The sequence below is a fragment of the Mesorhizobium sp. M4B.F.Ca.ET.017.02.2.1 genome, from assembly GCF_003998955.1.
In the GTDB taxonomy this organism is placed as follows: domain Bacteria; phylum Pseudomonadota; class Alphaproteobacteria; order Rhizobiales; family Rhizobiaceae; genus Mesorhizobium; species Mesorhizobium abyssinicae.
Window position 1 is genome coordinate 1 of the sequence record NZ_RZOF01000060.1, and the last position, 23,257, is coordinate 23,257.

Sequence of the window (23,257 nt, forward strand, 5' to 3'; positions counted from 1 at the left end):
GATGCGGCCGCGCTCGGCCGGCGACTGGCGCACCGGCAGCGTCACGTCGACCGTCTCGGCGGCGAGCCGGGCGGCGATCGCCACGTCCTTCAGTTCCGCCTTGCGCGCGGTCAGCGCCTCGGTGACGCGGTTCTTCAGCCCGTTGATCGCTGGGCCCTTCACCTGGCGTTCCTCGGCGGTCATCGCGCCGAGCGTCTTCAGCATTTCGGAGACCGAGCCCTTCTTGCCCAGCGCAGAGACGCGCACCGCCTCGATCGCAGCCTCGTCAGCGGCTGCCGCTATGTCGGCAAGCAGCGAGCCTTCCAGGACTTCAAGATTTCCAGCACTGGCGTTCACGGTGAAACTCTCTCGATCGGGCAACCACCAGTGTCCGGTGCGTCACCATTTTGGTTGCATCAGGCATAAGAAAAACCCGCGCCAGCCGTGCCAGCGCGGGTTCCCCAAATCAGAATTGCGAATGCTTGGGAAGCGCTGGCTTAGGCGACAGCGCTTTCAAAAGCGTTCGGCGTGGTGTTCTTCAGGTATTCGAGCGCGACCTTGGCCTTGGCCACCAGCGCGGCGAAAGCCTGCGGCTCGTGGATGGCCATGTCGGACAGGACCTTGCGGTCGATCTCGATGCCGGCCTTGTTGAGGCCGTCGATGAAGCGGCCATAGGTCAGGCCGTGCTCGTGGGTCGCGGCGTTGATGCGCTGGATCCACAGCGCGCGGAACGAGCGCTTGCGGTTCTTGCGGTCGCGATAGGCGTACTGCAGCGACTTCTCCACCGCCTGCTTGGCGATGCGGATAGTGTTCTTGCGGCGGCCGTAGAAACCCTTGGCGGCTTTCAGGACCTTCTTGTGCTTGGCGTGAGCGGTGACGCCTCTCTTTACGCGTGCCATGTCATGATCTCCTTAAAAGCAATTCCAGGAAAAGTGTTTAGCGGTTTTCCGTTCGGAATTGCGTCAAACCAGTTGCGTGTCCAGGCCGAATGCTCAGAGGCCGTTCGGCAGAAAATTCTTGATGACCTTCTTGCCGTCCGGTTCAGCCAGAACCATCGTGCCGCGGGCATCGCGAATGAACTTGTTGGAACGCTTGATCATGCCGTGGCGCTTGCCGGCGGCAGCCGACAGCACCTTGCCGGTGGCAGTAATCTTGAACCGCTTCTTGGCGGCCGATTTGGTCTTCATCTTGGGCATTTTGCTACTCCGTATTGTGGGCGCACCATCGCGCTTCTTGTTCGCTTCGGGCCGACCAAAGCCCGAAAAGCAAATGAAACCGCCACGGCATGCCCTGCCGGGCGGTTTTCGTTTTTGTTCCTGCGTATCTTTCCGAAAGACGATTTCGGGCCGATACGCGGAACGGCGGTCCTATAGATCAAACACGGCCGGCGCGCAACACCTCAAGCCATGCGACGCTCTGTCCGCGATCAGGGGAGCCTGAAGAGCACGGGCAGCACGCCCGAGAGCTGCGCGCCGTCGATTAGCTCGAAGGCCGGCAGCGCGACCAGGAACACCAGCCCGTCGAGCAGCGTGTTCAGAAGCAGGCGCGGCTTGAAGCTGCCGGTGTCGCCTTCGTCGTAGAGCGAGAGGTCGGGGAAGAAGCGCGGCACTTTCGCCAGATAGGCCCGGTAAGGGGCGCCGAGCGCTTCCTTGAGGAATTTCTCCTCGCGCAGGATGACGATGTGGAACGCCCCGGCGCACAGGGCAGCGAAAAGGATGATCCCGGTGAACGAGCCGATCTGCGCGCCGACACCTGCGGCGGCGACGGTGGAGAAGACATAGAGCGGGTTGCGGGTGATCGAATAGGGGCCGCCGGTGACCACTTCGGAGGATTTGCGCCCGCCGATGTAGAGCGTCGCCCACAGCCGTCCGACGATGCCGAGGAAGATCAGCAGCACACCGAACATCTCGATCGACTCATGCAGCCACGTGTCGGGCGGAAAGGTCGACTGGCCGAACAGCAGCGCGGCGAACAGCACCACGATCAGCACCGCCAGCACCAGTCTGCGCATCTGCTGGTAGTTGCCCAGCCCGTATTTCACGGGGTTGGTGTCAGGGTATTTGACGTCATCGACCATGATGCAATCCGATCGTCGAGGTTTGCCGGCGATCGGATTGAAAACAGGCGCCCCGCCGATCGTCGGGACGCCGTGCTCCGCAATTCAGGCGGATTTTAGAGCACGCTGCCATGGGAAGTGGTCAATTCGGCTTCTCGAAGCCGTGATCGACGCCAACGCCTGGGTTGGTCGGCGCCCGCCTGTCAGCGGGGCGCCAGCACCATCATCATCTGGCGGCCTTCGAGCTTCGGTTCGGCTTCGACCTTGGCGATCGGCGCCACTTCCTCGCGTACCTTGTTCAGGAGCTGCATGCCGAGCTCCATATGCGCCATTTCGCGGCCGCGGAATCGCAGCGTAAGCTTGACCTTGTCGCCGTCCTCGAAGAAGCGGCGCACCGCCTTCATCTTGGTCTCGTAGTCATGGCTGTCGATGTTCGGGCGCATCTTGATCTCCTTGATCTCGATGACCTTCTGGTTCTTGCGCGCTTCGGCCGCCTTCTTCTGGTTGGCGTATTTCAGCTTGCCGAGATCGAGGATCTTGACGACGGGCGGCTGCGCGTTGGGCGAGATCTCGACGAGATCGAGCCCGGCCTCTTCGGCCAGCAGCAATGCGTCGTTGATGGAAACATCGCCACGATTGTGGCCTTCTGCGTCGATGAGCTGGACCCGGGGCACCCGGATGTCGCGGTTGGAGCGCGGCCCATCCTTGGTGGGCGCCGCTGCTTTGAAAGGTCTGCGAATGGTCGTGGTCTCCTTGGCCGTTTCGTTCGGGGTTCGTAGGGTTCGGATGGTCGGGACGCGCCAATGTGGTGAGCGCGCGGCGCAAGTCAATAGCACAGCCTTCGCAAGAAATCACCTGATCCCGCGTCTGCACCAAGCAAAGAAAGTTGCAGAGCACTTTTCGTCGAACGCTCCGCCGTGCCAAAAGACCGGCACAAGGAACAGGACCAGACGCCAGCCATGACCGCAACCGCTCCCATGTTTCTGGATGTCGGGGGAACCAGCATCGCCGTCAGGCAGTCGCAAGGCGCGGCCGTCAGGCCGTCGCAAGGGGCCGCGCCTGGCGTCGTCTGGCTCGGCGGCTACAAGTCCGACATGCTGGGCACCAAGGCCGAGACGCTGGCCGGATGGGCGGCAAAGGAGCCCAGAGCCTTCCTGCGCCACGACTATTCCGGCCATGGCGAGTCCGGCGGCGCCTTCGCCGACGGCACCATCTCGAAATGGCTGGCCGAGAGCCTCGCCGTCTTTCGCCGTTTCACCCAAGGCAAACAGATCCTGGTCGGGTCCTCGATGGGCGCCTGGATCGCGCTGCGCATGGTGCAGGAACTGCGCAAGGCGGGCGACGCCAGTGTCACTGGCCTGGTGCTCCTGGCGCCGGCGCCGGATTTCACCGCCGAGCTGGTCGAGCCGGCGCTGACCGAGGCGCAGAAGCAGGATTTGCTCGAAAAAGGCTTCTTCGCCGAGCCATCGGACTATTCGGCCGAGCCCTATATCTACACGCGCGCGCTCATCGAGGACGGCCGCAAGAACCTGGTGATGGGCGGGCCGATCGACACCCACTGCCCGGTCCACATCCTGCAGGGCCTCGCCGATGCGGACGTGCCGTCCAGCCACGCGCTCAAGCTTGCCGCCTTGCTGCCGGCTGACGACGTGACGCTTTCGCTCATTCCCGACGGCGACCACCGCCTGTCGCGGCCGCAGGATCTCGACCTGCTGCTGCGGGCGGTGGGCGATATGGTGCAGCGGGGCATGTGAGCATGCGCATCTCCGTTCCGATATTCGCCTTCGTCGCCGCGATCGTCGGCTTCGGCGGCACGCTCGCCGTCGTCATCGCCGCCGCCAAGGCGGTCGGCGCGACGCAGGTCGAGACGGCGAGCGGGGTGACGGCGATCTGCCTGGCGATGGCGGTCGAGTGCCTGTGGCTGTCCTGGCGCACGAAAATGCCTGTCATCACCGCCTGGTCGACGCCCGGCTTGGCGCTGCTCGCGGCATCGAGCGGCTTTTCGGTGAACGAGGCGGTCGGCGCCTTCATCGTCACCGCGGTGCTTTTGATCGCCACCGGCCTGTTCAAGCCGCTGACCCAATTCATCGCCCGGATTCCACCCTCCGTCGCTTCCGGCATGCTGGCCGGCATCCTCGTCGGCTTCGCCACCAATGCCTTCAAGACCATCCCTTCCGATCCCTGGCTGATCCTGCCGCTGATCGCGGCCTTCTTCGTCATCCGTCTGTTCAATCCGGCGCTATCGGTGCTGGCGGTGCTGATCGGCGGTGGCCTGGCCGCCTTCCTCACCGGCCGTGTCGGCGGCCTGCCGGCGCCGGAACTGTCGACGCTGACGCTGATTGCGCCGCAGTTCACGGCCGGCGCCGTCATCGGGCTTGCGCTGCCGCTCTACCTTGTCACCATGGCCTCGCAGAACCTGTCCGGCCTCGCCGTGCTGAAGGCCGCCGGCTACCACCCCGAGCCCGGTCCGTTGATCGGCGTCACCGGCTTCTTCTCGCTGCTGTCGGCGCCGTTCGGCGGCCCGACCACCAATCTGGCGGCGATTTCAGCGGCGATCTGCACCGGGCCGGATGTCCATCCCGATCCCGCCGAGCGCTGGAAGACAGGCCCGTTCTACACGCTCGCCTACCTCGTCTTCGCCATGTTCGGCGCCTCGCTGGTGGCGATCTTCGCCGTGCTGCCGCAGGCCCTCATCGTGCTGGTGGCGGGTCTTGCGCTGATGGCGCCGCTGACCAACGCGCTGTCGATCGCGCTCAAGGACGAAGGCCACCGCATGGCCGCCATCGTCACCTTCGCCGTCACCGCCTCGGGGCTGACGCTGTTCGGCGTCGGCGCGGCCTTCTGGGGCCTGGTAGCCGGAATGGTCGTGCTTTTCCTCGAAGAACTCAAAATGAGACAATCATTTCAGCCCTTTGTCCGGTTTTGGATGCGGTCGTCTTGAATCGCCGTTTTGCCCATCCCATCTCGATTCCACGCAGCCAGGATTGGCTGTGCCCAACGGAAGGACTGGGAGAAAATGAACACAACTGCATTGATCCGTCCGGCTTGGACGCCGGCGACCATCGCGCTGATGGTGATCGGCTTCATGGTGTTCTGGCCGCTCGGCTTCGCCATGCTCGCCTACATCATCTGGGGCGACCGGCTCGACGGCTTCAAGCGTGACGTGAACCGCGCCACCGACGGCATCTTCGCCGGCTGCCGCCGCGGTTCCGACAAGGCCGCGCGCTGGGGCCACGGCTCGGCCCGCACCGGCAACGTCGCTTTCGACGACTGGCGCGAAAAGGAGCTCGACCGCCTGGCCGAGGAACGCCGCAAGCTCGACGAGATGCTGACCGAGTTCGACGACTATGCCCGCGAGCTGCGCCGCGCCAAGGACCAGGACGAGTTCGATCGTTTCATGGCCAACCACAACAAGTCGACCGCGCCAACCACGACCGGGACGACCAAGCCGGCAAGCCCGTCGACCCCCAAGCGCAAGGGCTCGAACCTGCTTGACGACTGAGGTTGCGCGACCGGCCTCGCTATGACGAACGGCGTCGCGCAAGCGGCGCCGTTTCTTTTTTGTTCTCTTTTTAAGTTCACTCCACTGGTCGTTTTCCTCGAATCGCGTATCGTCCGGCCATGACCATCGGCTTTTTCCGCAGCCTGACCAAACCCAAGCCGGCGCCCGTCGTCGAGCGCGAGCACAGCGTTGCCGGCCGCACCCTGCCGCTCAAGATCGTCGAAAGCCACAGGGCGCGGCGGCTGACGCTGCGCATCGATTCCGGCGGCCAGGGCCTGCGTATCACCGTGCCGCCGGGCCTGCGCCGCGGCGAGGTGGAGAAATTCCTCGACCGTCACCAGGATTGGCTGGAGCAGCGGCTGGCCAAGGTGCCGACACGGCCGCAGGTGCGGCCGGGCATCAAGATTCCGGTGCGCGGCGTGGCGCATCGCATCGTCCATGATCCTTCCAAGCGCGGCACCGTCACCATCTCGCGCGACGAGCGTGGCCCGCTGCTGATCGTGCATGGCGAGCGCGTGCATCTGCCGCGCCGCATCGCCGACTATCTGAAGCGCGAGGCCAAGCGCGAGATCGAGAAGCTGGTGGCCAAACACACCGAAGCGCTCGGCAAGCGCGCCAAGGCGATCCGCTTCAAGGACACCTCCAGCCGCTGGGGCTCGTGCACCTCGGAAGGCAATCTGTCCTTCTCCTGGCGCATCATGATGGCGCCGGCGCCGGTGATAAACTACCTCGTCGCGCATGAGGTGGCGCATCTGAAGGAGATGAACCACGGCCCGAAATTCTGGAAGCTGTGCGAAAAGCTCTGCCCCGACACCGACCGCTGCAAGGACTGGCTGAAGCGCAACGGCGGCGCCCTGCAGGCGATCGTGTTCGATTGACGCGTCCGGCGGCCTTGGGCCGGCCGCTCAGTCATCATTCGCCGCGTTCAGTTCCTCCGGTCGCAACCCCTCGGCGCCATGTTGCGGCCACGGCAGGAAATTGCGGTCGAAAGCGTCACCGCCGAAATAGTCCAGCGCCCGGTGCGCCTCGGCCCCGTTGAAGGCGGCCTTGTCCATCAGATGCGCGATCACGTCGCGCGCCTGCGCGATCTTTTGCCTGAGTTCGGCAACGGTTCGGTCGGTCATGATTGTCTGCTCCCGCCAATGTCCCCTGTTTGAAAGGTAGTGCTTTCCGCCGTGGCGGCAACAGCATGCTTTTTCTCGACTCTTGCGGCTTTTCGTGCCAATCCCCGCGCCATGGCGCTCGACATCAAGATCTGCGGGTTGAAGACCGACGCGGCAATGGCTGCGGCGCTGGCCGGCGGCGCCAGCCATGTCGGCTTCATCTTTTTCGCCAAGAGCCCGCGCTATATCGAGCCCGCCGACGCTGGCCGGTTGCGCGAGGCGGCGCGCGGCAAGGCGTTGGCGGTTGCCGTCACAGTCGATGCCAGCGACGCCTTCCTGGATGAGATCGTCGCCAGGATGCAGCCTGACATGTTGCAGTTGCACGGTTCCGAAACGCCCGGGCGGGTGGCCGAGGTGAAAGCGCGCTATGGCCTGCCGGTGATGAAGGCATTGTCAATCAGTGAGACGGCCGATCTGGAGCGGATAAAACCGTTCGTCGGCATCGCCGACCGCTTCCTCTTCGATGCCAAGCCGCCGAAAGGTTCCGAATTGCCGGGCGGCAACGGCGTCGCCTTCGACTGGCATATCCTTGCCGGCCTTGACGCCGGCGTCGATTACATGCTTTCCGGTGGGCTCAACGCCGTCAACATCGGCGACGCCCTGAGATCAGCCAATCCGCCCGGCATCGACATTTCGTCGGGCGTGGAAAGCGCCCCGGGCGTCAAGGATCCGGCGCTGATCGAGCAGTTTTTCCGGGCCGTCAGGGCCGCGCGCGACGACCGCGCCGCCTGAGCAATTCTTGAACCAGGAGATCGGCGATGAACAAGCCGGCTATGCCCAATTCCTTCCGCACCGGACCCGACGAGCAGGGCATGTTCGGCATTTTCGGCGGCCGCTTCGTCGCCGAGACGCTGATGCCGCTGATCCTCGACCTCGAACGGCACTGGAACGAGGCAAAGACCGATCCGGAGTTCAAGGCCGAGCTGCAGAACCTGTCGACCCACTACGCCGGGCGGCCCTCAAAGCTCTATTTCGCCGAAGGCCTGACGAGGCATCTCGGCGGCGCCAAGGTCTATTTCAAGCGCGAGGATTTGAACCACACCGGCTCGCACAAGATCAACAACTGTCTCGGCCAGATCCTGCTTGCCAAGCGCATGGGCAAGAAGCGCATCATCGCCGAGACCGGCGCCGGCCAGCATGGCGTCGCCTCGGCCACCGTCGCGGCCCGTTTCGGCTATCCCTGCGTCGTCTACATGGGCGCCACCGACGTCGCCCGGCAAAGCCCCAACGTCTTTCGCATGAAGCTGCTCGGCGCCGAGGTGCGGCCGGTCACCGCCGGCCACGGCACGCTGAAGGACGCCATGAACGAAGCGCTTCGTGATTGGGTGACCAATGTCGAGGACACCTATTACCTGATCGGCACCGCCGCCGGCCCGCATCCCTATCCGGAGCTGGTGCGCGACTTCCAGTCGGTGATCGGCGCCGAAGCCCGCGCGCAGATCCTCGAACAGGAAGGCCGCCTGCCAGACACCATCATCGCCGCCGTCGGCGGCGGCTCCAACGCCATCGGCCTGTTCCATCCCTTCCTCGACGACAAGGACGTCCGCATCATCGGCATCGAAGCCGGCGGCCGCGGCCTCGATGGTGTCGAGCATTGCGCGTCGATGAATGCCGGCGCGCCGGGCGTGCTGCACGGCAACCGCACCTATCTGCTGCAGAATGCCGACGGCCAGATCCTCGACGGCCATTCGATCTCGGCTGGCCTCGACTATCCCGGCGTCGGCCCCGAGCATTCCTGGCTGCGCGACTCTGGCCGCGTCGAATATGTGCCGATCCTCGACGACGAGGCGCTGGAGGCCTTCCAGCTGACGACGCGCGTCGAAGGCATCATCCCGGCGCTGGAATCGGCCCATGCCATCGCGCATGCGGTCAAGATCGTTCCGGCCATGGACAAGGACCAGATCGTCATCGTCAACCTGTCCGGCCGCGGCGACAAGGACGTGCACACGGTGGCCTCGATGCTGGGCATGGAGATCTGATCATGCACCTGGATCTCGACAAACCTCTTGATGAATATCCTGATGAAGAACCGATTCTCAAAGAGCTTGCCAAAAAGCTTAGTGTGAAGGGTTCATTCCACTCCACCACCGTACGCAATTTCATATGGTGGTTTGGGGCCTATAGGCGGGGTCCATTAATAGTGGATCGAATCTCCGAATCGTTAGGAAAATATAATTTAGAAGCGGAGCCCGACTTTAGAACTACATACGTCGATCACTACATCAAGGTTTTTGCTAAAAGCGATGGGGCAAAAAAGCAGGCGCCAAAGGAAGAGGCGCTCGCGAGCGATGCCACTTTCTCGGATTTTCGAATCTCCCAGCTTGAATCGGCAAACAGAACGCTAATTACCGTCGCTCCAAATGACCCACTTGAGAAAGCAGTGTCATTAATGTTAGCGCATGATTTCTCTCAGTTGCCAGTGTTAAACAGCGCAAGAACTATTATTGGCGTTATTTCGTGGAAGTCCATTGGATCAAAACTCGCCGTTGTTGGGATAGGACATCTTGTCAAGGATTTTGTTAATGAGTGCACAGTTGTTGAGCATGATCGACCAATTTTTGAGGTATACGATCTAATATACAGGGACGAATTCGTAGTAGTTAGAGCGGAGGATAGGACTTTTTCTGGTATTGTAACTACTTCGGATCTTGCAGACGAGTTTAGGAAGGTCTCCGAGGCATTTTTGGTCTTGGGCGAAATCGAAAGGAATATAAGAAGGCTCTTGGATAGGTGGAACACTCTATCCGAGGAAAGAATATGCGAAATTTGCAATATCCCAAAGTTTGACGGGTTCCACAAGCTTACTTTTGGTGGTTATTTACGAATAATTGAGAATGACGAGTTTTGGTCAAGCATTCCTTTCAAATTGCATAGAAAGACGTTTGTGGACCTAATGGATAATATCCGCATAACCAGAAATAGCGTGATGCATTTCAACCCAGATCCAAGCTCTGAGAAGGAGCTCCGGCAAATGCGGAATTTCTCGGGCCTGCTACAGAAGTTGATTGGATTCCATCAGTCATGACGACCCGCATCGACCGCCGCATGGCCAAGCTGAAAGCCGAGGGCCGCCCGGCGCTCGTCACCTATTTCATGGGCGGCGACCCCGACTACGACACCTCTTTAGCCATCATGAAGGCGCTGCCTGGCGCAGGCAGCGACGTCATCGAGCTCGGCATGCCGTTTTCCGATCCGATGGCCGACGGCCCGGCCATCCAGGCGGCGGGCCTCAGGGCGCTGAAAGGCGGCCAGACGCTGGTCAAGACGCTGAAGATGGCGTCGGAATTCCGCACCGCCGACAACGAGACGCCGATCGTGCTGATGGGCTACTACAACCCGATCTACATCTACGGCGTCGAGCGTTTCCTTGCCGATGCCAAGGCCAGCGGCATCGACGGGCTGATCGTCGTCGACCTGCCCCCGGAAATGGACGAGGAGCTCTGCATTCCGGCGCTGAAGGCGGGCATCAACTTCATCCGCCTGGCGACGCCGACCACCGACGACAGGCGCCTGCCCAAGGTTTTGGAGAACACCTCCGGCTTCGTCTACTACGTCTCGATGACCGGCATCACCGGCTCAGCGCTGGCCGACACCGCCAAGGTGGCGGCGGCGGTCAAGCGCATCAAGGGCCATACCGCGCTGCCGGTCTGCGTCGGCTTCGGCGTCAAGACCGCCGAGCAGGCGCGCACCATCGGCGCCTCGGCCGACGGCGTCGTCGTCGGCACCGCGATCGTCAACGCGGTCGCCAACGTGCTGGGGCCGAAGGGCGAAAAGACCGCCGATCCGGCCGAGGCTGTGGCCACGCTGGTCAGCGGCCTTGCCCAGGGCGTCCGTTCGGCCCGCCTTGCTGCCGCCGAATAGTTTTCCTAGATCTGGTTTTGTGCATGCCGTTGTCCCAAAACCGGGTATCACATTTGGGCGGCACGCATAATTCCTCGTCAGGACGGGAGCCGAAGCGATGAACTGGATCACCAATTACGTCCGCCCGAAGATCAATTCGATGCTCGGTCGGCGCACCGACATGCCCGAGAATCTCTGGATCAAGGATCCCGAGACCGGCGAGATGGTGTTCCACAAGGATCTCGAATCCAACCAGTTCGTCATCCCGTCGTCCGGCCATCACATGAAGATCTCGGCCAAGGAGCGGCTGAAATATTTCTTCGACGACGGCAAATACGAGACGCTCGAAAATCCCAAGGTCGTGCAGGATCCGCTGAAGTTCCGCGACGAGAAGCGCTACACCGACCGGCTGAAGGACGCCAAGGCCAAGACCGGCCTGGAGGACGCGATCGTCAATGCGCTGGGCAGCATCGACGGACTGCCTGTGGTGGTCACCGTGCAGGATTTCGCCTTCATGGGCGGCTCGCTCGGCATGGCTGCCGGCGACGCCATCGTCCATGCGTTCGAGGTCGCCCTGCAGCGCAAGCGGCCGCTGATCCTGTTTGCCGCTTCCGGCGGCGCCCGCATGCAGGAAGGCATACTCTCGCTGATGCAGTTGCCGCGCACCACGGTCGGCGTCGACCGGCTGAAGGAAGCCGGCCTGCCCTATATCGTCGTGCTGACCAATCCGACCACCGGGGGCGTCACCGCTTCCTATGCCATGCTGGGCGACGTCCACATCGCCGAGCCCGGCGCGCTGATCGGCTTTGCCGGGCCGCGCGTCATCGAGCAGACCATCCGCGAAAAGCTGCCCGACGGCTTCCAGCGCTCCGAATATCTGATGGAGCACGGCATGGTCGACATGGTGGTGTCGAGGCTGGAGATGCGCCAGACCATCGCGCGGCTTCTGAAGATGCTGCTCAAGCTGCCGCAGGAAGAAAAGCCGCTCGAGCCCGAGATCCTGCCGCCGGCGCTCGCCCACCAGGAAGCGCGGCCGCAGGCCTGACGCGACACTGAACGCTGCGAGGCGCGATTGCGCGCACCGTCCGGTGCTGTAGCTTTTTGATTTGCGCATGATCCTTTCCGAAACCGATTTCCGGTTTCGGGGTCATGCGCTAGGATTCGTCCATGACAACGCTTGCCGCCGACCGCGAAATCGAAAGCCTGATGGCGCTTCACCCGAAGGGCTTCGACCTTTCGCTCGACCGCATCACGCGGCTGCTCGAACGTCTCGGCAATCCGCAGGAGCTGATCCCACCGGCGATCCACATTGCCGGCACCAACGGCAAGGGCTCCTGCGCCGCCTTCTCGCGCACGCTGCTCGAAGCGGCCGGTCACCTCGTCCATGTGCACACCTCGCCGCACCTGGTGAACTGGCACGAGCGCTACCGCCTCGCCGCCGAGGGCGGCGGCAAGCTGGTCGACGATCAGGTCTTCGCCGATGCCATCGCCCGCGTCGCGGCGGCCAATCAGGGCCAGAAGATCACCGTCTTCGAGATCCTCACCGCCGTCACCTTCCTCTTGTTCGCGGAGCATCCGGCCGAAGCGGCCATCATCGAGGTCGGCCTTGGCGGCCGCTTCGACGCCACCAATGTCATCGCCCGGCCGGCGGTGTCGGTGATCATGCCGGTGTCGATGGACCATGAGGCCTATCTCGGCGACCGCGTCGAGCTGATCGCCGCCGAAAAGGCCGGCATCATCAAGCCCGGCTGCTCGGTTGTCATCGGCGCGCAGGAAAGCGAGACGGCGCTGCAGGTGCTGATCGAGACCGCCGAGCGGCTCGACTGCCCGACCTTCGTCTACGGCCAGGATTTCCTCGCTTTCGAGGAAAACGGCCGCATGGTCTACCAGGACGAGGACGGGCTGATGGACCTGCCGCCGCCGCGCCTGCCGGGGCGCCACCAGTTCGCCAATGCGGCCGCGGCGATCGCCGCGATCAAGGCCGCCGGCTTCGACATCAGCCATCGCGCCGCCGAAAAGGCTATGGCCAGCGTCGCCTGGCCCGGCCGCATGCAGAAGCTGGCGCAAGGCAAGTTGGCCGAATTGGCGCCGAAGGGCGCCGACATCTGGCTCGACGGCGGTCACAATCCGGGCGCCGGCATCGTCATCGCCGAGGCGCTCGCCGAGCAGGAAGAGAAGCACCCGCGGCCGCTGTTCCTGATCTCCGGCATGATCAACACCAAGGACCAGAGCGGCTATTTCCGTGCCTTCAAGGGGCTCGCCCGGCATGTCTATACGGTGCCGGTGAGCCTCAGCGACGCCGGCGTGCCGAATGACGAGCTGGCGCTGCGCGCCGCCGAAGCCGGCCTGTCGGCGGAACCCGTCAGCTCCGTCGCCAGCGCGCTGATGCTGCTGCGCGACACCTGGGACGGTCCGCCGCCGCGCATCCTGATCGGCGGCTCGCTTTACCTGGCCGGCGCGGTGCTGGCCGAAAACGGCACGCCGCCGACCTGAGGCAGGGTTGCGACCTGTTCTGACCGCAAGGAGCCCGTCGTGATCAAGGTCAAGCAACTCGCCCATGTCTGCATCTTCGCGCATGACCTGGAAGCGACGCGCAGCTTCTACCGCGACGTGCTCGGCATGGACACAAGGTTCAATTTCCTGCGCGACGGCACGGTTTTCGGCTTTTACCTCGATTGCGGCGGCCGCAGCCATGTCGAGGTGTTTCAGAACGACGAGGCCAGATACAGCGATCGCAACCAGATCAACCATTTCTGCCTGGAAGTGGAAAACATCGACGCGGCGATCGCCCATATCAGGTCGAAGGGCGTCGAGGTCACATCGAAGAAGCTCGCCTGCGACGATACATTTCAGGCCTGGATCCGCGATCCGAACGGCGTGAAGATCGAGCTGTTCGAATACACCGCCAAAAGCGCGCAATTTACCGGCGGCGATCGCATCGCCGACTGGTGACTTCCGCGCGCCGTCTATGGACTATTTCAGCTCGATCTCGATGAAGGCGTATTCGCTGTCATTGGCGCTGATGACGTCGTGCTCGACGCCCTCCTTGCGGAAATAGGGCGCCCCCTTCTTCATCTCGGCGAAGGATTCGCCGTCCTTGGTCAGCAGCTTCACCTTGCCGTCCATCAGCGGCACGATGACATAGTCATGGCCATGGCGGTGCCAGCCGGTGTTGTCGCCGGGCTGGAAGCGGTATTCGGTGACGATGACGCGCTCGTTGTCGATGAAGACGGTGGCCTTGGCTGTTCCGGTCATGATGTTCTCCTGTCCGTCCCAAGCAGACGACATGCGGGCATAGCACACGAGGGCCAGAAGGCGCCGAGACATGGCGCCAAAGAAAAAGCCCGGCGCGATGGCCGGGCTCGTCCTTTGAAACTTTTCGATTGGCTCAGGCGAGGCTGCCGTTGATCCAGTGCGACAGAGCGGTCTTGGGCGCCGCGCCGACCTTCATGTCGGCGACTTCGCCGCCCTTGAAGATCATCAGCGTCGGGATCGAGCGCACGCCGAACTGGGCGGCAAGCTCCGGATTCTCGTCGATGTTGAGCTTGGCGATCTTCACCTTCGAGCCAAGCTCCTTGGCGATGTCTTCCAGCGCCGGGGCGATCATCTTGCAGGGGCCGCACCATTCGGCCCAGAAATCCACCACGACCGGCTCCTTGGCGTTGAGCACATCGGCCTGGAAATTGCTCTTGTCGACCTTGACGGTGGTCATGCGGAAATCCTTTCGACAACTCGGGTTACACCAAATGTGGTGGTGGCAGCGGCCTAATTCAAGCAGTTCTTGTGTCACGCTCCCGTGAGTCGGGCAAGGGCATCGTCAAGAGCACGCGCCGGCAGCTCGATCAGCCTTGGCGCCTCGGTGAACAGCAGCACGGCCCGGACCGCGCGGCCGGGATAGAGCGGCTGAAGCAGTGCCCGATAGAGCGCGAGCTGCAGCACATAGGCAGGCGGCACCTCCTCCAGCGTCGCCGGCGCCGGCCGGTTGGTCTTGTAGTCGACGATCGACACGCTGTGCCCAGAGATCGCCAGCCGGTCGATCTTGCCGGAGATCGAGCGCAGCTTTCCCTTCACCTCGAGGCTGCCCATGACCGCGACTTCGGCGCGCGATGCGGGCGCGAACAATGCGGTGAAGCGGGGATCGGCGAGGATCGCCATCACGGCTGCCAGCGCTTTGCCGCGCTCTGCTTCCGGCCAGCCGGCGCCGGCGCGCGCCAGATAACGTTCCGCGGCGTCCTGACGCTCGCCTTCAGCGATCGAAGGTAGCATTTGCAGCAATTTGTGCAGCGCCAGCCCGCGCAGGACGGCGAAACCGGGCTCTGCCTCGGCATCCAGTACCGGCGAGCGCGTGTCGGTCACCGTCTGCTTGGCTTCGTCGATCAGCGCCGAGGCGCCGGAGGGCGACAGAGGCCGCGGCAGCTCCTCATAGGGCGGCAACGGGCGGAACAGGTTTTCCGGCAGCAGCGCGGCATGCTGCACCGGGCTTGCCGATCCGGCCGCCACCAACGCCACCGGCGGCAGCTTGGTCATATGGAAGCGGTGCACTGCAACCTCGTCCGTCGCCGGGTGCCGGCGCTCCCCGCTTTCCGGCGTGCCGATCAGCGCCCGGCTGACGATCGCATGCCAGGTGCCGGTGCTCGGCGCGCGCTTGCCGTGATAGCCGCAGACGACCAGCCGGTCCTCGGCCCGTGTCATGCCGACATAGAGCAGACGGCGGTATTCGTCGTCGGCAAGCTCCCTTGCATGCGCGGCCGCGGCTTTCGAAAAGCTATTGGCAACGTCGCTCGCCGAGCGCCAGAGATAGCCCTTGCCCCCAAGATGCTCGCCCGAACCCTCGAACGGCATCAGGCGCGGCAGATGCTGGTCGCTGAACGGCGCCGAACCGCCATCGACCAGGAAGACGACAGGCGCCTCCAGGCCCTTGGCTGCGTGCACGGTCATGACGCGCACCTCGTCGCGGGTCTGGTCCATCTCGCGCTTGATCTCTGGCCCGCTGCTTTCCAGCGTTGCCAGGAAAGCCTCCAGCCCCGGCAGGCCTGTGCGCTCCTCAGCAAGGCAGAAGCTCAGGAATTCATCGATGATATCGCCGGCCTCCGGCCCGAGCCGCGCGATCATCTTCTTGCGCAGACCGTCGCGGGCAAGTGCGGCGGCGTAGAATTCGAACACCGGCTTGAAGGCTGCCTCGTCCGTCCAGGCGTCCAGCTGGGCGACAATGCCGGCCAGCACGGCGTCCTCGCCACCGTGCCTGCGAAGCGAAGCGATCAGCGAAAGACCCGTCGGCCGTCCGTTGGCCAGCCAAAAGAGCCGCTCCTCGGACACGTCGAAGATCGGGCTGCGCAGCACGGCCGCCAGCGACAGGTCATCCTCAGGCTGGATGAGGAAATGGCCGAGCGCGATCAGGTCCTTCACCGCGATGTGCCCGGGCAGGCTCAGCCGGTCGGCGCCGGCGACCGGGATCTGCCGGTTCTTCAGGCTGCGCGACAAAGCATGGACGAAGCGGTCGCGCTTGCGCACCAGGACAAGGATGTCGCCGGCCGTCAGCCTGCGGCCCTTGCCCTCGAGGACCTCGCCGTCCCGGAGCCAGGCTTGGATCGTCGCAGCCACATGCTCGGCCACCCGCACCGCCGGCGCGCTGGCATGGTTGACCGGCAAAGTCCAGTCGTCCGGTTCCTCGACCGCGTCGGCGCCGATCGACGGCCACACCTCGACATAGCCCGGCGCGTCGGTGCGGATCGCCTTGTGGCTGAGCGGATCGGGGTCGTGGCTGATGCCCCGCCTGACGCCCGGGTCGGCAAAGACGCGGTCGACGGCGGCCAGCACATCGTCGCTGGAGCGGAACGACCAGGTCAGCTTGAGGTCGGCGAAAGAGGCTTCTGCGTCGCGCACGCGACCGGCAAACAAAAGCCTGCTCTCGGCAAAGGAATCGGGTGCGGCGCCCTGGAAGGAATAGATGGACTGCTTTTCGTCGCCGACGGCGAACATCGTGCGCCGCACCGTCTCGCGCTGGCCGAGGCCGGCGAAGAACTCCTCCGTCAGCTTCTTCACCACCTCCCACTGGTCGGGGCTGGTGTCCTGCGCCTCGTCGAGCAGGATGTGGTCGATGCCCTGGTCGAGCTTGAACTGCACCCAGGGGCCGGCATCGGGCCGCGACAAAAGGGCGACGGTGCGGGTGATCAGATCGTTGAAGTCGAGGAAGCCGCGGCTTCGCTTCAGCTGCTCGTAGCGGGCGATCAGCCAGCGGGCGATGGTCAGCGCCGCCGCCGTGCCTTCGAGCATCCGAAACAGCGCCAGCCGGTCCGACACCTCGAGGATCGCCTTGGCCGCGGCCAGATAGCGCTCCGGCAGGTCGGGCAGCCGGTCGACGAGTGCCTTCTTGAAGGTCTTTGCCGGCTCGTAAGCGTCGCCATCGGCCTTCAGGAAGGCCTTGCCGAGCAACTGCAGCCTGCGGATCGGGTCGGCTTCGGCAAACGCCAGCCGGGCATAGGGCAGGATGTTGTTCAGCACGATGCGCGCATCGGCCGTTTCCGCGGCGCGCGCGAAGCCGGCGAAATAGTCTGGCAGGAAACCGGGCAATGGCCAGAGCGAGGCGGCGATGTCGTCGGCCGTCAGGCCTGGCCTGAAGCGGAATTCGGCGAACAGCGGCCGGAAGTCCTCGCCCAGCCCCGACAGGAAGGCGCGCAGCCCATCGCGCTTGTTCACGATCTCCGAGAGTAGCGCGTCGAGGCCTGCCTCGCCGCCGCGCTCCAGCACCGTGGCGAAGGCCTCGGCCAGTCCTTCGGCGCCGGCGCCGGCGCCAGAGATCATGTCGCGGCGGGCATCGGCGAACAGCGACGCTTCCATCTGCGGATCGAGCATCTCGAAATGCGCAGGAATGTTGGCTTCCAGCGGGAACTGGTGCAGCACCGATTCGCAGAAGGCGTGGATCGTCTGGATCTTCAGCCCGCCCGGCGTCTCCAGTGCTTCGGCGAACAGCCGCCGCGCGCGGCGCATCGTGTCGGCGTCGGCGCGGCGGCCGTCAAGCGTCGCGATCCGCGCGGCGAGCTCGGCGTCACCGAGCGAGGTCCATTCCGACAGCGTCGAAAACACCCGGTTCGACATGTTGGCGGCGGCGGCGCGCGTATAGGTCAGGCAGAGGATTTTCGACGGATCGGTGCCGTTGAGCAGCAGCCGAATGACGCGCTGCGCCAGCACATGCGTCTTGCCCGAGCCGGCATTGGCCGACACCCAGGCCGAATTCAGCGGGTCGGAAGCGCGTGCCTGGCTGGCAGCGGTGTCGCTGGGGATCGGGTAGGCCTTCTTCATGCCTCCCCTGCCTCGTCGTCGCTATCGCCGCCGGCCGACCATTCGAGCACGCGCGCGAGATGGTCGTAGTCGCCATCGGCCTCGCCCTCGCGGAACGGCAGCGCGCGCGACAGATAGCCGGTTGTCGGGTCGGCATAGTGGAAGAGCAGCTTCTCCAGCCGTGCCCAGGCCTCCTCGGCGAGCTCATTGGCGGTCCTGGGCTTGCGGTTGTACTCGAGGATCGATTCCTCGAACACGTCGCCATTGGGCTTCAGCCGCACGAAGGCGAGCTGCGAGGGCTCAGCTGTGCCGAGCGCCTTGAAGGCGCCGCGCCTGAGCAGCGCGCCTTCCAGCGCCAGCTGTGGCGAAAGCAGCGTGTGCGCCTGCGCCTTCGATGGCGAGGAGCCGGTTTTGTAGTCGAGTATGTCGGCCATGCCGCCGGCCAGCAGGTCGATGCGATCGGCATAGCCGGACAGCGTCACCCCGGTGCGGCCGACCACGGTCTTCTCGGCTCGTTCCTCGGCATAGCGTTGGGCGACGGCGTCGGCGCGGCCATGCTCCCATTCGATGATGTTAGCGGCGAGCTTTTCGAAGCGCGGCCACCACACCGCCTCAATGTCCGGCGGCAGCGCGGCTTCCGCAAAGCAGGCCCGGCCGGCTTCGAGAAGACCTGCCAGCGCGTCCGGCTGGCGCGGATCGGCGATCCTCGCTGAGAATAGATGCAGGATGGCGTGGAACAGCGTGCCGCGCTCGGCCGCTCCGGGATCGCGGATGACGGGATCGAGCGGCATCAGGCCGAGGATCCGCCTGGCATAAACGGCATAGGGGTCGCGGCGCAGCGTCTCGATCTCGGTGACCGAGAAATGCTGCGGCCGCACGCCGAGCGGCGGCCTCGGCTGCGGCCGTGGCGCGAAATCCTGCCGCTCGCCGGCATCGAGCGCGCGCGCCCAGGCGAGCAGCGCCTCGCCGCGCCGCAAGGGCGCTGCCGCATGCTCCTTGCCGATGAAGGTCAGCATGCGCTGCAGCCAGCGCGACGGCACCGCCGGCGCGTCGCCGGAGCGGGCCGAGCGCGTCAGCACCACCTCTTTCGCGCCCATCGCCATCTGGAAGTCGTGCGCGGCAAGGCCGATGCGCCGTTCCGGCGGCTCGAGATCGATGCCGGTCTTCATCAGCCGCGACATGAAGCGGTCGCTCTCCGGCTTGCGCGGCCACACGCCTTCGTTGAGCCCGCCAATGACGAGCGTGTCGACGCTTTGCAGCCGCGCCTCCAGCGCGCCCCAGATGGCGATGTTGCGGTCGGTGCCTTGCGCCGGCTTGACCATTTCGGGCGCGATCAGCGCGTCCATCACGTCCGGCCATTCGGCTGCCGCGAAGGCGAACGGCACCGAAGCGGCGACAAGGCCGCGCATGAGTTCGGCGAGCTTCTCGCCGGCGTCGCCGGCATAGAGTTGCGCCAGGCCGCCATCGGCTGCCCGGCCAAAGTTCTCCAGCGCAACAACGCTTGCATGCGTCAAGGCGGCGAGGTCGGCATCCTGTTCGCCGCGAAAGGCGGTGAGCGGCGCAAGCGCCTCGGCCAGGCGGGCAAGCATGTCCCGCGCCTCGTCGAGGCCGCGCGCCGACAGCCGCGAGAGCCAGAAGGGCGGGCGGCTGTCGCCGAGACCCGAAAGGCGGGCCTCGAAAAGCAACGCCAGCGAGGCCGCGTCCGGCCGCCCGGTGCCGCCGCGCAATGCCACCAGCTCGACGATTTCCGCCGCATGGCGCACGCGCCCACGGTCGAGGCCGAGGCCAAGCAGCGGGTGCTTCAGCAGCGACAACAGGCCGACCGGATCGCCAGGCCGGAATGCGGCCTGCAGCGCCAGCCTGAGCAGGCTCGCCGCCGGCGTGTTGGCGAGCGGCGTGCCGCCGGAATCGTCGGCGACGACGCCGAAGCGCTTGAGCTCGACAGAGACGCGCCGCGCCAGCGCGCGGTCGCCGGTGACAAGTGCTGCGCGCCGGGCCGGCTCCTCGACGGCGCGCTTCAGCGCGATCGCGATCGCCACTGCCTCGTCGCGCTCGCTTGCGGCTTCCACCAGCGTCACGCCGGCCAGGGCTTGGCCTATGGCCTCGCCTTCGAAACCGGGGCGGGTCGCGGTCCACAATTCGGTGGTTTCGGCCGGTCGCAGTGCTTCGCCGACAAGCGCCGCGCGCAGCGAAAGCGCCCGGTCGGCAGCGACGATCTCCTCGACATCGGTGCGCAGCACGCCGATGCCGCCGATCAGCTTCGCCAGGCCGTATTGCGGATGGCCGAGCGTAGCCGGCCGCGCGCCGGGTGCTGAAATCGCGGCGAAGGATGCCTCATCCAGCCCTTTGTCGAGGCCGGGCAGCACGACCGCGCCGTTAGGCAGGCCGGCGATCACCCCGAGCAGTTCGGCAGTCGCCGGAATGGAGCCGGTCGAGCCTGCGGCGATCACCGGTCCGGCCGGCGGATTGCGCTTCAGCCGCGCCGCCTCCAGCCGGATCAGCGCGCTGCGGTGCGCGGCCGGATTGGAGAGGCTGCGCTCCTCCAGCAGCCTTGGCCAGTGGTCGGTGACGATGCCGAGGAAATCGAGCGTCACCTGCCACCAGCCGGCGAGGTTGCCGCTGACCAGCCCGGCGAGCTTCGCCCAATCCGTACCTTCGGTCTCGATTTCGTCCATCAGCCGGGCAAGGTCGCGCGCCAGCCAGATGGCGTCGGCCGCCGAGGTCGGCACCACGAATTCCTCATTGAAGCGCGCCGCGACATGCGCCGGCAGGCTCTCCTTCCACGCCCGCACCAGCGGCGCCAGCAACAGCAAGCGTTCCTGCGCCGCGATCGGCGGCGCCAGATCGATTGCCGGCGCCGCCTCGGTGTCGAAGGCGGCCTCGTCCTCGTCGAACTCGCCGAGCGGCCGCACCGTCGGCAGAATGGCCGAGCGACCTCCCAGGATGTCGACGAAGGCGCCGCGCAATGCCCGCGCCGCGCGCCGCGTCGGCACATAGAGCGTGACGTCGGCGAGCGCCAGCGGGTCGCCCTCGAAGCGGAAGCCGGGGACAAGCCGGCCGGCCAGCAAGGCTTCAGCCAGCGTCGGCAGAAACGGCGCTCCGGGCGGGATCGAGAAAACGCGGCGCGAGCCGCTCATATCGCTTTCGCGAGGGCGCCGGCGACTGCCGCCTCGGCGAGCGGAATGGCGTCGGGCGTGCCGACGGTGATCCAGCGGCCCTGCATCGCCATCCCGAACAGCCGTCCGGCGCCGATCGCCGTGTCGAAATAGGCGTTGAGTGAATGCGGGCCCGTCGGCGCGTCCTTGAAGATGCGCGGGTGGACAATCGCAGCCCCGGCATAGATCAGGCCGGCCGGATCGCCTTTCGAGCGCTGCAGGGCGCCGTCCGGCGCCACCAGGAAATCGGTGCCGACGCAATGCCCGGTGGCGGAATCGAGATCGGCTAGCATCAGCAGAATATCCATTCTGGCAGCGTCCCATGCAAGGGAAAGGCGCTGGAGGCTGGGCTGGCCGCTGTCGATCCAGAACGTGTCGGCGTTGATGATGTAGAAGGGCTCTTGTCCCAGCGCGGGCAGCGCCCTGACGATGCCGCCCGCCGAGTCCAGCAGCATCTCGCGCTCGTCGGAGATGAGGATCCTCGGCGCCTTGCGGCCGGCGACATGGGCGATGATCTGGTCCGGAAGATAATGAACGTTGACGATCGCCCTATCGACACCGGCGCTCGCCAGGCTGTCCAGCCCCCAGTCGAGCAGCGTCTTGCCGGCGATTTCCACCAGCGGCTTCGGCATCGTGTCGGTGATCGGCCGCATGCGCTTTCCAAGCCCGGCGGCGAGCACCATTGCGGTCCTGGGGGTTGCGGTCACAGCGGTCGTTCTTCCAGCAGGCCATGGGCGGCGTAGAAGTCGTGTAGCCCGGAGAGTGCCGGGTGCGCCAGCGCTCTTCTGAGATAGTCGCGGATGCGCGGCAGGTGCTTGAGGTAGAAGGGCTTGCCGTCGCGCTTTTCGAGCCGCACGAAAATGCCGAGGATCTTCGAATTGCGCTGCGCCGCCATGATCGCGTAGGCCTCCCGGAACGCCGCCTCGTCGAAGGCGCCGGCGGCGTGGCGCGCCGCGATATAGGCATCGAGCGTCCGCTTCTCGATCTCAGGCGAGATGGTGACGCGGGCGTCCATGGCGAGCGAGGCGACGTCATAGGCGGCGGGGCCGATCAGCGCGTCCTGGACATCGACGACGCCGAGCCGGTCGTGACCGGTGCGGTCGCCGCGCCAGATGATATTGGGCGAATGGAAATCCCGCAGCATCAGCGTGTATTGGCTGCCCTCGAGCCGGTCGAGCACCTTGTTCCATTCGTTATGGTAGCCGGCCAGCAACGCATTGCCCGCCGGCTTGCCGGTCAGCATCGGCACATACCAGTCGACCAGGAGATCGGCTTCGATCAGCATCGCCTCGCGATCGAAGGGCGGCACGTCGTGGAAGATGCCGGGCGCGGCCTCCATCCTGTCGGACCAGGCCTTGCCGTGCATCATCGCCAGCAGCTCGCCCGCCGCGGCATAGCGCTCGGCGATCGGCTCGCCGTTCTGGCCCAGGAACCCTTCTGCGCCGAGATGCTCGAGCAGCAGGAAGCCTTGCTCCAGGTCCTGCGCGTGGATCTCCGGCACGCTGACGCCGGCGGCGTGCAGCGCCTTGTCGATGGCGACGAAGGCGGTGACGGACTGCGCGGTGTGGGCGATGACCGCATAGGGCTTGCCGTCGCGCACCGGCGGGCCGAGCACCAGCCGCGGCGAGTTCATCAGCACGCGCGGCGCGATGCCGGCGAGCGAAACGATCTCATAGGAGCGGGCGGAAGCATCGCCGACGAAGAAGCGCCTGGCGGCTTCGCCCCAGCCGGCCGTGGCCAGGAAATCGCGCATCGCCAGCGAGCGCGCCGCGCGATCGAAGGCAGCGCCCTGTCCCGACAGTTTCGCCAGGCGGCCGTCGCCCTGGTGGACGAGCTCGATCCAGACCGTGCCATCGAGCAGAGCGGCCTCGGCGCGTTCCGGCCATTCGACCAGGGCCGCCCCCCCTTGCGCCAGTGCGTCGTCGAAGGCGAGTTCGTCGAGTTCGCTCGCCGAAGACAGGCGGTAGAGATCGAAATGATGCACGGGAAGGCGCGTCTCGTAGCTCTGCACCAGCGTGAAGGTCGGGCTCGGCACGTCGAGGCCGGCATCGTCGGCCAGCGCCCGGATCAGCGCCCGCGCCAGCGTCGACTTGCCGGCGCCGAGATCGCCCTTGAGCGCCAGCACGTCGCCCGGGCGCAGCGCCATCGCCAAGTCTTCACCCAGCCTTGCCGTGGCGGCTTCGTCGGCGAGAAAACGCTCCAGCCCTGCCATGAGGCCCGCTACTCGGCCGCGGCGCGAATGCCCGAAGGCGCGGCGGGGGGGGGGCAGCAGAAGGTGGGGCCC

At 65.3% G+C, this 23,257-nt stretch carries 22 protein-coding genes and 1 pseudogene; 11 read left to right on the forward strand and 12 right to left on the reverse strand.

Going from position 1 to position 23,257, the window contains the following annotated elements; translation table 11 throughout:
* The 5 genes and pseudogenes from EN738_RS10385 to infC all read right to left on the reverse strand — a co-directional run.
* Positions 1-336: pseudogene (locus EN738_RS10385) on the reverse strand (phenylalanine--tRNA ligase subunit alpha); the annotation flags it as partial.
* A gap of 140 nt (positions 337-476) precedes the next feature.
* Positions 477-878 (reverse strand): 50S ribosomal protein L20, encoded by a 402-nt coding sequence (gene rplT / locus EN738_RS10390; protein WP_042637600.1) that lies wholly within the window; start codon positions 876-878, stop codon positions 477-479.
* A 93-nt stretch (positions 879-971) separates the two neighbouring features.
* Entirely contained in the window at positions 972-1,175 is a 204-nt protein-coding gene (rpmI, locus tag EN738_RS10395; RefSeq protein ID WP_027166935.1) for a 50S ribosomal protein L35, read from the reverse strand.
* 230 nt (positions 1,176-1,405) lie between these two features.
* The gene (locus tag EN738_RS10400) at positions 1,406-2,056 is read right to left on the reverse strand and encodes an isoprenylcysteine carboxylmethyltransferase family protein (protein WP_127283599.1); all 651 of its coding nucleotides are present in this window, start codon (positions 2,054-2,056) and stop codon (positions 1,406-1,408) included.
* 182 nt (positions 2,057-2,238) lie between these two features.
* Positions 2,239-2,775 carry a translation initiation factor IF-3 gene (gene infC, locus EN738_RS10405; RefSeq protein ID WP_059187883.1) on the reverse strand — a complete coding sequence of 179 codons (537 nt, stop codon included), beginning with the start codon at positions 2,773-2,775 and terminating at the stop codon, positions 2,239-2,241.
* A gap of 219 nt (positions 2,776-2,994) precedes the next feature.
* On the opposite strand from infC, the gene EN738_RS10410 reads away from it, so the two are divergent.
* The 4 genes from EN738_RS10410 (at position 2,995) to EN738_RS10425 (ending at position 6,415) form a co-directional block, all read left to right on the forward strand.
* On the forward strand, positions 2,995-3,789 hold the full coding sequence (locus EN738_RS10410) for an alpha/beta hydrolase (RefSeq protein WP_127283600.1): 795 nt from the start codon (positions 2,995-2,997) through the stop codon (positions 3,787-3,789).
* 2 nt (positions 3,790-3,791) lie between these two features.
* Positions 3,792-4,976: a benzoate/H(+) symporter BenE family transporter gene (locus EN738_RS10415; RefSeq protein ID WP_127283601.1), complete on the forward strand. Its 1,185-nt coding sequence runs from the start codon at positions 3,792-3,794 to the stop codon at positions 4,974-4,976.
* Positions 4,977-5,051: 75 nt separating this feature from the next.
* Positions 5,052-5,537, forward strand: a complete 486-nt coding sequence (locus tag EN738_RS10420; RefSeq protein WP_127283602.1) for a DUF2852 domain-containing protein — start codon at positions 5,052-5,054, stop codon at positions 5,535-5,537.
* A gap of 119 nt (positions 5,538-5,656) precedes the next feature.
* Positions 5,657-6,415 carry a M48 family metallopeptidase gene (locus tag EN738_RS10425; RefSeq protein WP_127283603.1) on the forward strand — a complete coding sequence of 253 codons (759 nt, stop codon included), beginning with the start codon at positions 5,657-5,659 and terminating at the stop codon, positions 6,413-6,415.
* A gap of 27 nt (positions 6,416-6,442) precedes the next feature.
* Here EN738_RS10425 and EN738_RS10430 read toward each other — a convergent pair whose 3' ends face one another.
* Complete coding sequence (locus tag EN738_RS10430) at positions 6,443-6,661, reverse strand: hypothetical protein (protein WP_127283604.1); 219 nt, start codon at positions 6,659-6,661, stop codon at positions 6,443-6,445.
* A 111-nt stretch (positions 6,662-6,772) separates the two neighbouring features.
* On the opposite strand from EN738_RS10430, the gene EN738_RS10435 reads away from it, so the two are divergent.
* From EN738_RS10435 to EN738_RS10465, 7 genes are all read left to right on the forward strand, one after another.
* Positions 6,773-7,432, forward strand: a complete 660-nt coding sequence (locus EN738_RS10435; RefSeq protein ID WP_127283605.1) for a phosphoribosylanthranilate isomerase — start codon at positions 6,773-6,775, stop codon at positions 7,430-7,432.
* A 26-nt stretch (positions 7,433-7,458) separates the two neighbouring features.
* A complete protein-coding gene (gene trpB / locus EN738_RS10440) occupies positions 7,459-8,679 on the forward strand; it encodes a tryptophan synthase subunit beta (protein WP_127283606.1) in 1,221 nt (406 codons plus the stop codon).
* Positions 8,680-8,681: 2 nt separating this feature from the next.
* Positions 8,682-9,725: a CBS domain-containing protein gene (locus EN738_RS10445; protein WP_127283607.1), complete on the forward strand. Its 1,044-nt coding sequence runs from the start codon at positions 8,682-8,684 to the stop codon at positions 9,723-9,725.
* Positions 9,722-10,561, forward strand: a complete 840-nt coding sequence (gene trpA / locus EN738_RS10450; RefSeq protein WP_127283608.1) for a tryptophan synthase subunit alpha — start codon at positions 9,722-9,724, stop codon at positions 10,559-10,561. The genes EN738_RS10445 and trpA overlap by 4 nt, the downstream gene beginning before the upstream one ends.
* Before the next feature lie 97 nt (positions 10,562-10,658).
* The gene (gene accD / locus EN738_RS10455) at positions 10,659-11,585 is read left to right on the forward strand and encodes an acetyl-CoA carboxylase, carboxyltransferase subunit beta (RefSeq protein WP_127283609.1); all 927 of its coding nucleotides are present in this window, start codon (positions 10,659-10,661) and stop codon (positions 11,583-11,585) included.
* Positions 11,586-11,707: 122 nt separating this feature from the next.
* Entirely contained in the window at positions 11,708-13,033 is a 1,326-nt protein-coding gene (locus EN738_RS10460) for a folylpolyglutamate synthase/dihydrofolate synthase family protein (RefSeq protein ID WP_127283610.1), read from the forward strand.
* Positions 13,034-13,072: 39 nt separating this feature from the next.
* Positions 13,073-13,492 carry a VOC family protein gene (locus tag EN738_RS10465; RefSeq protein WP_127283611.1) on the forward strand — a complete coding sequence of 140 codons (420 nt, stop codon included), beginning with the start codon at positions 13,073-13,075 and terminating at the stop codon, positions 13,490-13,492.
* A 21-nt stretch (positions 13,493-13,513) separates the two neighbouring features.
* Here EN738_RS10465 and EN738_RS10470 read toward each other — a convergent pair whose 3' ends face one another.
* From EN738_RS10470 to tsaE, 6 genes are all read right to left on the reverse strand, one after another.
* Positions 13,514-13,795, reverse strand: a complete 282-nt coding sequence (locus EN738_RS10470) for a cupin domain-containing protein (RefSeq protein WP_127283612.1) — start codon at positions 13,793-13,795, stop codon at positions 13,514-13,516.
* Between the two features lie 133 nt (positions 13,796-13,928).
* The gene (trxA, locus tag EN738_RS10475; protein WP_126057124.1) at positions 13,929-14,252 is read right to left on the reverse strand and encodes a thioredoxin; all 324 of its coding nucleotides are present in this window, start codon (positions 14,250-14,252) and stop codon (positions 13,929-13,931) included.
* A gap of 74 nt (positions 14,253-14,326) precedes the next feature.
* Entirely contained in the window at positions 14,327-17,839 is a 3,513-nt protein-coding gene (gene addA, locus EN738_RS10480) for a double-strand break repair helicase AddA (protein ID WP_127283613.1), read from the reverse strand.
* Positions 17,836-20,955: a double-strand break repair protein AddB gene (addB, locus tag EN738_RS10485; RefSeq protein WP_127283614.1), complete on the reverse strand. Its 3,120-nt coding sequence runs from the start codon at positions 20,953-20,955 to the stop codon at positions 17,836-17,838. The genes addA and addB overlap by 4 nt, the downstream gene beginning before the upstream one ends.
* A complete protein-coding gene (locus EN738_RS10490) occupies positions 20,952-21,680 on the reverse strand; it encodes a nucleotidyltransferase family protein (protein WP_127283615.1) in 729 nt (242 codons plus the stop codon). The genes addB and EN738_RS10490 overlap by 4 nt, the downstream gene beginning before the upstream one ends.
* Complete coding sequence (tsaE, locus tag EN738_RS10495; RefSeq protein ID WP_127283616.1) at positions 21,677-23,185, reverse strand: tRNA (adenosine(37)-N6)-threonylcarbamoyltransferase complex ATPase subunit type 1 TsaE; 1,509 nt, start codon at positions 23,183-23,185, stop codon at positions 21,677-21,679. The genes EN738_RS10490 and tsaE overlap by 4 nt, the downstream gene beginning before the upstream one ends.
* Positions 23,186-23,257: the final 72 nt, after the last annotated feature.